14 protein-coding genes are annotated in these 12,036 nt (G+C 63.0%); 12 read left to right on the forward strand and 2 right to left on the reverse strand.

Going from position 1 to position 12,036, the window contains the following annotated elements; translation table 11 throughout:
* Positions 1-51: 51 nt before the first annotated feature.
* The gene (locus MKK04_RS18560) at positions 52-852 is read right to left on the reverse strand and encodes a substrate-binding periplasmic protein (protein WP_207830034.1); all 801 of its coding nucleotides are present in this window, start codon (positions 850-852) and stop codon (positions 52-54) included.
* Between the two features lie 173 nt (positions 853-1,025).
* On the opposite strand from MKK04_RS18560, the gene MKK04_RS18565 reads away from it, so the two are divergent.
* Both MKK04_RS18565 and ppnP read left to right on the forward strand, forming a co-directional pair.
* Positions 1,026-1,577, forward strand: a complete 552-nt coding sequence (locus MKK04_RS18565; protein WP_207830033.1) for an exonuclease domain-containing protein — start codon at positions 1,026-1,028, stop codon at positions 1,575-1,577.
* A 73-nt stretch (positions 1,578-1,650) separates the two neighbouring features.
* Entirely contained in the window at positions 1,651-1,935 is a 285-nt protein-coding gene (gene ppnP / locus MKK04_RS18570; protein ID WP_003259920.1) for a pyrimidine/purine nucleoside phosphorylase, read from the forward strand.
* Positions 1,936-2,048: 113 nt separating this feature from the next.
* Here ppnP and MKK04_RS18575 read toward each other — a convergent pair whose 3' ends face one another.
* Positions 2,049-2,741: an alpha/beta family hydrolase gene (locus MKK04_RS18575; RefSeq protein ID WP_233693698.1), complete on the reverse strand. Its 693-nt coding sequence runs from the start codon at positions 2,739-2,741 to the stop codon at positions 2,049-2,051.
* Positions 2,742-2,791: 50 nt separating this feature from the next.
* Here MKK04_RS18575 and ccoN (MKK04_RS18580) point away from each other — a divergent pair, with 50 nt between their 5' ends.
* The 10 genes from ccoN (MKK04_RS18580) (at position 2,792) to MKK04_RS18625 (ending at position 11,936) form a co-directional block, all read left to right on the forward strand.
* Positions 2,792-4,216: a cytochrome-c oxidase, cbb3-type subunit I gene (gene ccoN, locus MKK04_RS18580; protein WP_233693699.1), complete on the forward strand. Its 1,425-nt coding sequence runs from the start codon at positions 2,792-2,794 to the stop codon at positions 4,214-4,216.
* 13 nt (positions 4,217-4,229) lie between these two features.
* Positions 4,230-4,838 (forward strand): cytochrome-c oxidase, cbb3-type subunit II, encoded by a 609-nt coding sequence (ccoO, locus tag MKK04_RS18585; protein ID WP_207830029.1) that lies wholly within the window; start codon positions 4,230-4,232, stop codon positions 4,836-4,838.
* A 5-nt stretch (positions 4,839-4,843) separates the two neighbouring features.
* Positions 4,844-5,038 (forward strand): cbb3-type cytochrome oxidase subunit 3, encoded by a 195-nt coding sequence (locus MKK04_RS18590; protein WP_063912756.1) that lies wholly within the window; start codon positions 4,844-4,846, stop codon positions 5,036-5,038.
* Complete coding sequence (gene ccoP, locus MKK04_RS18595; RefSeq protein ID WP_207830027.1) at positions 5,035-5,973, forward strand: cytochrome-c oxidase, cbb3-type subunit III; 939 nt, start codon at positions 5,035-5,037, stop codon at positions 5,971-5,973. The genes MKK04_RS18590 and ccoP (MKK04_RS18595) overlap by 4 nt, the downstream gene beginning before the upstream one ends.
* A gap of 457 nt (positions 5,974-6,430) precedes the next feature.
* Positions 6,431-7,873: a cytochrome-c oxidase, cbb3-type subunit I gene (ccoN, locus tag MKK04_RS18600; RefSeq protein WP_063912758.1), complete on the forward strand. Its 1,443-nt coding sequence runs from the start codon at positions 6,431-6,433 to the stop codon at positions 7,871-7,873.
* A complete protein-coding gene (gene ccoO, locus MKK04_RS18605) occupies positions 7,873-8,481 on the forward strand; it encodes a cytochrome-c oxidase, cbb3-type subunit II (RefSeq protein ID WP_207830025.1) in 609 nt (202 codons plus the stop codon). Before ccoN (MKK04_RS18600) ends, ccoO (MKK04_RS18605) begins: the two co-directional genes overlap by 1 nt.
* 5 nt (positions 8,482-8,486) lie before the next feature.
* Positions 8,487-8,684, forward strand: coding sequence for a cbb3-type cytochrome oxidase subunit 3 (locus MKK04_RS18610; RefSeq protein ID WP_241106816.1), 198 nt, complete (start codon positions 8,487-8,489; stop codon positions 8,682-8,684).
* Entirely contained in the window at positions 8,681-9,658 is a 978-nt protein-coding gene (ccoP, locus tag MKK04_RS18615; RefSeq protein ID WP_207830023.1) for a cytochrome-c oxidase, cbb3-type subunit III, read from the forward strand. Before MKK04_RS18610 ends, ccoP (MKK04_RS18615) begins: the two co-directional genes overlap by 4 nt.
* 322 nt (positions 9,659-9,980) lie before the next feature.
* Complete coding sequence (gene ccoG, locus MKK04_RS18620; protein ID WP_207830021.1) at positions 9,981-11,396, forward strand: cytochrome c oxidase accessory protein CcoG; 1,416 nt, start codon at positions 9,981-9,983, stop codon at positions 11,394-11,396.
* 15 nt (positions 11,397-11,411) lie between these two features.
* Positions 11,412-11,936: a FixH family protein gene (locus MKK04_RS18625; RefSeq protein ID WP_207830018.1), complete on the forward strand. Its 525-nt coding sequence runs from the start codon at positions 11,412-11,414 to the stop codon at positions 11,934-11,936.
* Positions 11,937-12,036: the final 100 nt, after the last annotated feature.

Consider the following 12,036-nt stretch of genomic DNA (forward strand, 5'->3'; position numbering starts at 1 on the left):
CGGCAATGAAGAAAAGGCTCACTGCTGAGAACGTTGCCGCAACGCGCGAATTTAGTTGCGTGGTGCGGCCACCGTGATGCGGTAGGGCTCGAAGATGCGCGCCAGCTCGCCGCTGTCGCGCAGGGCGCGCAGCAGCGCCGCGAACGACTGCTCGCCGATGGGTGCCCCCGGGCGCAGCAAGGCGTAGTGGTGGTAGACCTGGTCAATGCGCTGCGAAGGCACCAACCGCTCCCGGCTGGCCGGGTTGCGCGCCAGGAAATCGCTGAGGTAGGAACGCGTGACCAGGGCTATATCGGCGCGGCCGGCCTGCACCATCAGCAGGTTGCTGTCGTGGGAGTAGGTCAGGGTCGCGTTGAAGGCCTTGCGCAGGTAGTCCGGGTCGGGATTGAAGCCGGCGAACGCATAGTGATAGCCGTTGAACAGCGCCAGGCGCTTGCCATGCAGGTCATCGAAGTAATGCGGGTCACGGCCATTGGCCTGCCGGGCAACGAACACTTCGGCGTCTTCCAGGCCCATGTCCACGGTCTGGTGGGCTATCTGCTGCCAACCCCATTGCGGGTTCTCGAAAATGGCCATGTCGGTGCGGCCTTGCTGGAAGTCACCGAAACGCCGCTGGATGGACGTGGGCACCAGAACGAAGCGGTAGTGCTGCTGCGCACGATTGAGCGCGTCGACCAGTTGCGGCAGCAGGCCGGTGTCGGCGCCCTGCTCCGGGCGCACGGTGTAGGGCGGGAAATGCGCCGCGCCAATCTTCACTTCGACGGTACCAGCCGCCCATGACGGCACCGCCAGCCAGAACACAGCCAGCAGCATCAGGGAAGACAAGGCCTTGAGGCCGGGCGCTGGAGTCAAGACGGACACTCATCACGGTTCATGCCTGGGTCCGCCTAAGCTAGGCGTTTTCCGGGCCGGATACAACTGCCGGTTATGTGGCCCTTTGTGCCAAAGCCGCGGGCAAATTGCCAGGGGGTGCCGGATGCCCGGAGTTTGGCTACGCTCTAGCAGGATCTGCAAGGGAGCCTGGTATGGGCCATTGGTTGGTGATCGACCTGGAAGCCACCACCGACGATGGTGGGTGGCCGGTCACAGAGATGGAAGTCATTGAAATCGGCGCAAGCCTGGTTACCCGCGAAGGCCGCGAGGTCGACCACTTCCAGCGCTTCGTCAAGCCTCGGCGGCGGCCGCAGTTGACCCCGTTCTGCCGCGAGCTGACCCACATCAGCCAGGCCAGCGTGGACAGTGCCGCATCGTTCCGCGAGGTGTGGGCAAGCTTCGAGCGCTGGCTCGGGCACCACCGTGGGCAGCTTCAGGCCTGGGTCAGCTGGGGCGACTACGACCGCCAGCAGCTGCATCAGGAATGGCAGCAGCATGGGCTGGACAGCCTGCTGCGGACCCTGCCGCACATCAACCTCAAGCAACGCTTCGCCAAGGCTCGCCACCTGCAGCGCCCCACCGGCCTGAACGGTGCCCTGCAGCTGGCCGGCATGCACTTTTGCGGGCAGCAGCACCGGGCTCTGGAAGATGCGCGCAATACCGCGCGACTGCTGCCGTTGAGCCTGCCTGCGGGGGCTACCTGAAAGCAGATGACGGGGCCCGTGGGCTTGGGCATACTGGCCAGCCCTTTTCATCCCCCCTTTTCAGGAGTCGCCCATGTTCCAGGTCAACGAGTACTTCAACGGCACCGTCAAGTCGATCGCATTCGCGGGCGAAGAAGGCCCGGCCACTGTCGGTGTGATGGCCCCGGGCGAATACGAGTTCGGCACTGCCAAGCGCGAGATCATGCATGTGGTTTCGGGTGCGCTGACCGTGAAACTGCCAGGTAGCGACAACTGGGAAACCTTCAAGGCGGGCGACAAGTTCAACGTGCCGGCGGACAGCAAGTTCCAGTTGCAGGTGAAGGTGGATACCGCTTACCTGTGCGAGTACCGCGACTAAGCGTCAGCCTGGTCCGGCCTCTTCGCGGGTAAACCCGCTCCCACAGGTACTGCACAGTTTTCAGATCCTGTGGTGAACCTGTGGGAGCGGGCTCACCCGCGAAGAACCCGGCACTAATCCTTCAGGAATGCTGCAACCTTCTCAGCCGCCGCCTGCAAATGCTGCTCGTGGCTGAACCCCGAGGCCTTAAGCGGCTTCAGGTCATGGTCCCCCGCCACTAGCCAGCTCACCTCGATCGCCGGCGACAACGCATACCCTGCCACCGCCTCGCGGTTACCCAGCGCATCCCGCTCGCCCTGCACGATCAAGGTCGGCGTCTTCAATTCGGCCAGGTGCTCGACCCGTGGCTTCTCCGGTTTGCCCACCGCATAGAACGGATAGCCCAGGCACACCAGTGCATCAGCCCCCAACTCATCGGCCAGCAGGCTGGCCATGCGCCCGCCCATGGACTTGCCACCCACCGCCAGCTTGCCCGTGACCAAAGGTCGCACCTGCCGGTACACCTCGCGCCAGCACTCCAGCAACACCTTCTGTGGGTTCGGCGGCCGCTTGCCGCCGGTAACCCGGCGCTCGGCCATGTACGGGAACTCGAAGCGCACTACCGCCACCCCAAGCGCCGCAAGCCTTTGCGCCATTTCGTCCATGAACCCGCTGTCCATCGGTGCACCTGCGCCATGGGCCAGGATCAGGCAACCCTTGTAGCCGTCCTGGCCCTGAACGTGCGGAGGATCGCAGCGCAAGCCTGGGACATTTCCGACCTTCGCCCATTGATCCCCGTCAATACCGGCACTTTGCCCATTAATCATGCTTGCCTCGCTGTAAAGCCTGCCAAATAACCGTGGATGGGAACCCATACATGAACACAACCAGCAGTACCGCCTATAACTACAAGGTGGTCCGCCAATTCGCCATCATGACGGTGGTGTGGGGAATCGTCGGGATGGGGCTCGGCGTCTTCATCGCCGCCCAGCTCGCCTGGCCTTCCCTCAACTTCGACCTCCCCTGGACCAGCTTCGGCCGCCTGCGTCCCCTGCATACCAATGCGGTGATCTTCGCCTTTGGCGGCTGTGCGCTGTTCGCCACCTCCTATTATTCGGTGCAACGCACCTGCCAGACCACCCTGTTTGCACCAGGCCTGGCCGCGTTCACCTTCTGGGGCTGGCAACTGGTGATCCTGCTGGCGGCCATCAGCCTGCCGCTGGGCTACACCAGCTCCAAGGAATACGCCGAACTGGAATGGCCGATCGACATCCTGATCACCATCGTCTGGGTGAGCTACGCCATCGTGTTCTTCGGCACGCTGATGAAACGCAACACCAAGCACATCTATGTCGGTAACTGGTTCTTCGGCGCCTTCATCCTCACCGTGGCGATGCTGCACGTCGTCAACAACCTGGAACTGCCGGTCAGCCTGACCAAGTCCTACTCGGTCTATGCCGGCGCTACCGATGCCATGGTGCAGTGGTGGTATGGCCACAACGCGGTGGGCTTCTTCCTGACCGCGGGCTTCCTGGGGATGATGTACTACTACGTGCCCAAGCAGGCCGAACGCCCGGTTTATTCCTATCGCCTGTCGATCGTGCACTTCTGGGCGCTGATCACCCTGTACATCTGGGCCGGTCCGCACCACCTGCACTACACCGCCCTGCCTGACTGGGCCCAGTCGCTGGGCATGGTGATGTCGCTGATCCTGCTGGCACCCAGCTGGGGCGGCATGATCAACGGCATGATGACCCTGTCCGGTGCCTGGCACAAACTGCGCAGCGACCCGATCCTGCGTTTCCTGGTGGTGTCGCTGGCGTTCTACGGCATGTCCACCTTCGAAGGCCCGATGATGGCCATCAAGACGGTCAACGCCCTGTCCCACTACACCGACTGGACCATCGGCCACGTGCACGCCGGCGCCCTCGGCTGGGTGGCGATGATCTCGATCGGCGCGCTGTACCACACCATCCCGAAAGTGTTCGGCAAAGAGCGCATGTACAGCATCGGCCTGATCAACGCGCACTTCTGGCTGGCCACCATCGGCACCGTGCTGTACATCGCCTCGATGTGGGTCAACGGTATCGCCCAGGGCCTGATGTGGCGCGCGGTCAACAGTGACGGCACGCTCACCTACTCGTTCGTGGAAACCCTGGTGGCCAGCCACCCAGGCTTCATCGTGCGCTTCGTCGGTGGTGCGATCTTCCTCAGCGGCATGTTCCTGATGGCCTGGAACACCTGGCGCACCGTGCGTTCGCCGGCGCTCGATGTCGCCCCTGCGAACGCCCAGCTGGCTTGAGGAGACCTGCCTGATGAAACATGAAGTCATCGAGAAAAACGTCGGCCTGCTGGCCCTGCTGATGGTGTTTGCCGTCAGTATCGGCGGCCTGACCCAGATCGTCCCGCTGTTCTTCCAGGACGTCACCAACAAACCGGTGGAAGGCATGAAGCCCTACACCGCACTGCAACTGGAAGGCCGCGACATCTACATCCGCGAAGGCTGCGTAGGCTGCCACTCGCAGATGATCCGCCCGTTCCGCGCCGAAACCGAGCGCTATGGCCACTACTCGGTGGCCGGTGAAAGCGTGTGGGACCACCCGTTCCTGTGGGGTTCCAAGCGCACCGGGCCGGACCTGGCCCGGGTCGGTGGCCGTTACTCGGACGACTGGCACCGTGCGCACCTGTACAACCCGCGCAACGTGGTCCCGGAGTCGAAGATGCCGTCGTACCCGTGGCTGGTCGCCCAGCAGGTCGACAATAGCCACACCGACACCAAGATGCGCACCCTGCGCAGCCTGGGCGTGCCCTACACCGACGCCGACATCGCCGGGGCCCGCGACGCGGTCAAGGGCAAGACCGAGATGGACGCCCTGGTGGCCTACCTGCAGGTGCTCGGCACCGCGATCAAGAACAAGAGGTGAGTGCGATGGAAATGGACATCGGCATGATCCGCGGCCTGGGTACCCTGGTGGTGATGATCGCCTTCATCGGCCTCACCCTGTGGGTATTCAACCGCCGCCGCGACCATGATTTCGCCGAAGCGCGCCTGCTGCCCTTCGTCGACGACCGCCTGCCCTCTGCCGGACAGGAACCTGCTGCAAAAAGGAGTAACGGGCAATGACCACCTTCTGGAGTACGTACATCTGCGTACTGACCATCGGTAGCCTGATTGGCCTGACCTGGCTGTTGCTCGCCACCCGCAAGGGCCAGAGCAACACCACCGACCAGACCATGGGCCACAGCTTCGACGGCATCGAGGAATACGACAACCCGCTGCCCAAGTGGTGGTTCTGGCTGTTCGTCGGCACCCTGGTGTTCTCGGTCGGCTACCTGATCCTCTACCCGGGCCTGGGCAACTGGAAGGGCATCCTGCCAGGCTATGAAAACGGCTGGACCGGCGCCAACGAATGGCAGAAGGAAATGGACAAGGCCGACGCAAAATTCGGCCCGATCTTCGCCAAGTATGCTGCCATGCCCGTGGAAGAAGTGGCCAAGGACCCGCAGGCGCTGAAAATGGGCAGCCGCCTGTTTGCCTCCAACTGCTCGGTATGCCACGGCTCGGACGCCAAGGGTGCCTACGGCTTCCCCAACCTCACCGACAAGGACTGGCGCTGGGGCGGCGAGGCGGAAACCATCAAGGCTTCCATCATGAACGGCCGCCACGGCGTGATGCCGGCCTGGGCCGAAGTGATCGGCGAGCAGGGCGTGGCGGATGTGGCCGCGTTCGTGCTCACCGACCTCGCTGGCCGCACCCTGCCGGAAGGGGTCAAGGCCGACCCGGCCAAAGGCAAGGAGATCTTCGCCGGCAACTGCGTGGCCTGCCACGGGCCTGAAGGCAAGGGCACTCCGGCCATGGGTGCGCCAGACCTGACCCACCCGCAGGCGTTCATCTACGGTTCGAGCTTTGCCCAGTTGCAACAGACCATCCGCTATGGTCGCCAGGGGCAGATGCCGGCGCAGGCCGAGATCCAGGGCAACGACAAGGTGCACCTGCTGGCGGCGTATGTGTATAGCCTGTCGCAGGATCAAGCTTCGCCAGACCTGACAGCCAAGTAACACCCATTCGCGGCGGTTCGGCGTCCCGACTCGCCCGCTCCCACAGGTCAACCACAGATTTCAAGTATTGTGGTGAACCTGTGGGAACGGGCAAGCCCGCGAAGAGCTGCAAAGCAGCCCCTCTCCCTGCTCTCCCCTCCTTGCACCCCCTCCGAACAGAACTAAGCTTGTTGCCTCAGTGGGCCTCGCTCCGAAAGGACCGAAGCAGACGCGGCGCGTAGCCTGTTGCCGTCCCGATAAAAAGCTTGACCGATCGATCAGAAAAAGACGAAAAACGGTACACATTACAAATATTTATTTGTGTACAATCGCCAGAACCCGATTACTGCGGGACATCAGTGAACGGGCTCGGGCACGGGTCGGCGTACCAAAGTTGCGTTGCGGTAACCCCAGTGGTTATCAATACTGGCGCCGATTTTTCGACCAACAAGAACATCAAAACCGTGGAACCTTAGCAATGAGCACAGCAATCAGTCCGACTGCTTATAACTATAAGGTCGTCCGCCAGTTCGCCATCATGACGGTGGTCTGGGGGATCCTTGGCATGGGCCTCGGCGTCTTCATCGCCTCGCAGCTGGTATGGCCGCAACTGAACCTGGACCTGCCCTGGACCAGCTTCGGCCGCCTGCGCCCGCTGCACACCAACCTGGTGATCTTCGCCTTCGGGGGCTGTGCGCTGTTCGGCACCAGCTACTACGTGGTGCAGCGCACCTGCCAGACCCGGCTGATCTCCGACAGCATGGCCGCCTTCACCTTCTGGGGTTGGCAGGCGGTGATCGTCGGCGCGCTGATCACCCTGCCGATGGGCTACACCACCACCAAGGAATACGCCGAGCTCGAGTGGCCGCTGGCGATCCTGCTGGCCATCGTCTGGGTCACCTACGGGCTGGTGTTCTTCGGCACCATCGTCAAGCGCAAGACCAAGCACATCTATGTCGGCAACTGGTTCTACGGCGCCTTCATCGTGGTTACCGCGATGCTGCACATCGTCAACCACATCTCGCTGCCGGTAAGCCTGTTCAAGTCGTACTCGGCCTACTCCGGCGCCACCGACGCGATGATCCAGTGGTGGTACGGCCACAACGCCGTGGGCTTCTTCCTCACCACCGGCTTCCTGGGGATGATGTACTACTTCGTACCCAAGCAGGCCGAACGCCCGATCTACTCGTATCGCCTGTCGATCGTGCACTTCTGGGCACTGATCACCCTGTACATCTGGGCCGGCCCGCACCACCTGCACTACACCGCCCTGCCTGACTGGGCACAGTCGCTGGGCATGGTGATGTCGATCATCCTGCTGGCACCAAGCTGGGGGGGCATGATCAACGGCATGATGACCCTGTCCGGTGCCTGGCACAAACTGCGCACCGACCCGATCCTGCGCTTCCTGGTGGTGTCGCTGGCGTTCTACGGCATGTCCACCTTCGAAGGCCCGATGATGGCCATCAAGACCGTGAACTCGCTGTCGCACTACACCGACTGGACCATCGGCCACGTCCACGCCGGCGCCCTCGGCTGGGTGGCGATGATCTCGATCGGCGCCGTGTACCACATGATCCCGAAACTCTACGGTCGCGAGCAGATGCACAGCATCGGCCTGATCAACGCGCACTTCTGGCTGGCCACCATCGGCACTGTGCTGTACATCGCCTCGATGTGGGTAAACGGCATCACCCAAGGCCTGATGTGGCGCGCCATCAACGATGACGGCACCCTCACCTACTCCTTCGTCGAAGCCCTGCAGGCAAGCCACCCTGGCTATATCGTCCGCGCCCTGGGCGGTGCGTTCTTCGCCACCGGCATGCTGCTGATGGCCTACAACGTGTTCCGTACCGTACGTGCCGCCAACCCGGCACAGGCTGAGGAAGCCGCCAAGATCGTCGTCGTGGGAGCGCACTGATGAAGCATGAAGCCGTCGAGAAGAACATAGGCCTGCTGGCCTTCTTCATGGTCATCGCCGTGAGCGTCGGTGGCCTGACCCAGATCGTCCCGCTGTTTTTCCAGGACGTCACCAACAAGCCCGTGGAAGGCATGAAGCCGCGCACCGCGCTGGAACTGGAAGGCCGCGATATCTACATCCGCGAAGGCTGCGTGGGCTGCCACTCGCAGATGGTCCGCCCGTTCCGCGCCGAAACCGAGCGCTATGGCCACTACTCGGTGGCCGGTGAAAGCGTGTGGGACCACCCGTTCCTGTGGGGCTCCAAGCGCACCGGGCCGGACCTGGCCCGGGTCGGTGGCCGCTACTCCGACGACTGGCACCGCGCGCACCTGTACAACCCGCGCAACGTGGTACCGGAATCGAAGATGCCGTCGTACCCATGGCTGGTCGAGCACAAGCTCGACGGCAAGGACACCGCGAAGAAGATGGAAGTACTGCGCACCCTCGGCGTGCCGTACACCGACGCCGACATCGCCGGGGCCCGCGACGCGGTCAAGGGCAAGACCGAAATGGACGCCATCGTCGCGTACCTGCAGGGTCTTGGCACCATCATCAAGAGCAAACGGTGACGCTGATGGATATCGGGATGATTCGCGGCCTGGGCACCGTCGTGGTGATGGTGGCTTTCGTGGGCCTGGCGCTGTGGGTGTTCAACCCACGGCGTAAAAAGGACTTCGACGAAGCCACCCAACTGCCCTTCGCGGATGACACCGAGGCCTGCCGCCACGTCGAGCAAGAGCACGCAAAAGCTTCTGGGAGCAAAAAACAATGACAACCTTCTGGAGTCTGTACGTTACCGTCCTGACCCTGGGCACCATCTTCTCGTTGACCTGGCTGCTGCTGTCGACCCGCAAGGGCCAGCGCGAAGAGGTCACCGACGAAACCGTCGGGCATGCCTTCGATGGCATCGAGGAGTACGACAACCCGCTGCCGAAATGGTGGTTCTGGCTGTTCGTCGGCACCATCGTCTTCGCCCTCGGCTACCTGGTGCTGTACCCGGGCCTGGGCAACTGGAAAGGCATCCTGCCGGGCTACTCGTACCTGGATAACGACAAGCAGACCGAGTTCTCCAACGGCCAGCCGGGCTGGACCGGCGTGCACGAGTGGGAAAAGGAAATGGCCAAGGCCGACGCCCGCTTCGGGCCGATCTTCGCCAAGTTCGCGGCCATGCCCATCACTGAGGTGGCCAAGGACCCGCAGGCCCTGAAGATGGGCGCGCGGCTGTTCGCTTCCAACTGCTCGGTGTGCCACGGCTCCGACGCCAAGGGTGCCTTCGGCTTCCCTAACCTCACCGACAACGACTGGCGCTGGGGCGGCGAGCCGGACACCATCAAGACCACCATCATGGGCGGCCGCCACGGCGTGATGCCGGCCTGGGCCGAGGTGATCGGTGACCAGGGCGTGGCCGACGTGGCCGCGTTCGTGGTCAGCAAGCTCGATGGCCGTACCCTGCCAGAAGGCGTGAAGGCCGATGCCGAGAACGGGCAGAAGATCTTCGCCGCCAACTGCGTGGCCTGCCACGGGCCCGAGGGCAAGGGTACGCCGGCCATGGGCGCGCCAAACCTGACCCACCCGCAGGCGTTCATCTACGGTTCGAGCTTTGCACAACTGCAGCAGACCATCCGTTATGGCCGCCAGGGGCAGATGCCAGCCCAGGAGCAGTTGCAGGGGAATGACAAGGTGCACCTGCTGGCGGCGTATGTTTACAGCCTGTCGCAGCAGGCCGAACCGGCCAAGGCCGAGTAAGGCAGGCCCGGCCTCTTCGCGGGTAAACCCGCTCCCACAGGCACTGCGCTCGCGTCAGAATCTGTGCGGTCCCTGTGGGAGCGGGTTCACCCGCGAAGAGGCCGGTACTGAAAACACATTTGTTGCAGGCTCCATGACCTGGATCAATTGACACCTGCCATAACACGATTCGTGCCACGAACCCAACGCGACTAAAGGTCGCAGTGCAGCCCCATACCGCCATCAGCGGCGTATCATGGGCCGCAGAGCGCTAGCAGATTGCGCGAGACTGCGGCCGGCACGCACTGGCTGCGGCGTTTCTCCACTGCCGTGGGACTTGATGATGAGCAAGCAAATTCCGGTACATGACGTCACCCCGCCTGCCAACAAAGGGAAGGATTCCGTCGACCTCTACGCCTCCCGGGAAAAGATCTACACCCGTGCCTTCACCGGCCTGTTCCGACGCCTGCGCATGGTCGGCGGGGCAGTGCTGTTCCTGCTGTACTTCGGCACCGTGTGGCTGAACTGGGGCGGCCACCAGGCCGTGTGGTGGAACCTGCCCGAGCGCAAGTTCTACATCTTCGGCGCCACCATCTGGCCGCAAGACTTCATTCTGCTTTCAGGCATCCTCATCGTTGCTGCCTTCGGCCTGTTCTTCATCACCGTGTTCGCCGGCCGGGTGTGGTGCGGCTACACCTGCCCGCAAAGCGTGTGGACATGGATTTTCATGTGGTGCGAAAAGGTCACCGAGGGCGACCGCAACCAGCGCATGAAGCTCGACAAAGCCCCCATGAGCGGCAACAAGTTCCTGCGCAAGTTCGCCAAGCACAGCCTGTGGCTGCTGATCGGTTTCGTCACCGGCATGACCTTCGTCGGCTATTTCTCGCCGATCCGTGAACTGGCCACCGAATTCTTTACCGGTCAGGCCGACGGCTGGGCCTACTTCTGGGTCGGCTTCTTCACCCTCGCCACCTACGGCAACGCCGGCTGGCTGCGCGAGCAGGTGTGCGTGTACATGTGCCCCTACGCGCGCTTCCAGAGCGTGATGTTCGACAAGGACACGCTGATCGTTTCCTACGACCCGCGCCGTGGCGAAACCCGCGGCCCGCGCAAAAAGGACCTGGACTACAAGGCTGCGGGCCTGGGCGACTGCATCGACTGCACCATGTGCGTGCAGGTCTGCCCCACCGGCATCGACATCCGTGACGGCCTGCAGATCGAGTGCATCGGCTGCGCCGCGTGCATCGACGCCTGTGACAACATCATGGACAAGATGAACTACCCCAAAGGGCTGATCAGCTACACCACCGAACACAACCTGTCCGGGCAGAAGACCCACCTGCTGCGCCCGCGGCTGATCGGTTACGCCGTGGTACTGCTGGTGATGATGGTCGGCCTGGCCACCGCCTTCGCCACCCGTTCGCTGGTCGGTTTCGACGTCAGCAAGGACCGTGTGCTGTACCGCGAGAACGCCCAGGGGCGGATCGAGAACGTGTACAGCCTGAAGGTGATGAACAAGGACCAGCGTGACCACGTCTACGTGCTGGACGCCACTGGCCTGCCGGACCTGAAGCTTGAAGGCCAGCGCGAGATCCGCGTGGACGCTGGTGATATCGTCAGCCTGCCGGTGCAACTGTCGGTCGCGCCCGAGAAACTGCCGTCGACCACCAACGAAATCACCTTCATCCTCAAGAGCGCCGATGACAGCGACGCCCAGGTTGAAGCCAAGAGCCGTTTCATCGGCCCACAGATCCGCTAAGAGAGATAACCACCAATGCCTGCCACCGCCGCCAGCCCCTGGTACAAGCACCTCTGGCCCTGGATCATCATCGGTATCCTCGCCACCTCGGTGTGCCTGAGCCTGACCATGGTCAGCATCGCCGTGCACAACCCGGACAACCTGGTGAACGACAACTACTACGAGGCCGGCAAGGGCATCAACCGCTCGCTGGACCGAGAACTGCTGGCACAGAACCTGGGCCTGAAGGCCGGCGTGCACCTGGACGAGCTGACCGGCGAAGTGGACGTGCGCCTGGCCGGCAACAGCGACCCGCAGAGCCTGGAGCTGAACCTGATTTCGCCGACCCAGCCGGAGAAAGACCGCAAGGTGCTGCTGAGCAGGGTCGAGGCAGGGCGCTATGTGGGGCAACTGGAGGACAAGGTCGACGGGCGCCGTTTCGTTGAGCTGCTGGGTAGCGAAGGTGGCCAGGTTTGGCGCTTGTTCGAGGAAGAAAAGGTGGAGCATGGTGTGACCTTGCAGCTGGGTGATGAAGCGCTCCAGGGGGCCGAGCACCGATAAACGCACCTCCGCCGCTCCTTGTGGGAGCGGGTTTACCCGCGAAGGCGTCAGACCTGAAAGCATCATCGCCGGATCTGACGCTTTCGCGGGTGAACCCGCT

Source organism: Pseudomonas sp. LS.1a (genome assembly GCF_022533585.1).
Lineage (GTDB): Bacteria > Pseudomonadota > Gammaproteobacteria > Pseudomonadales > Pseudomonadaceae > Aquipseudomonas.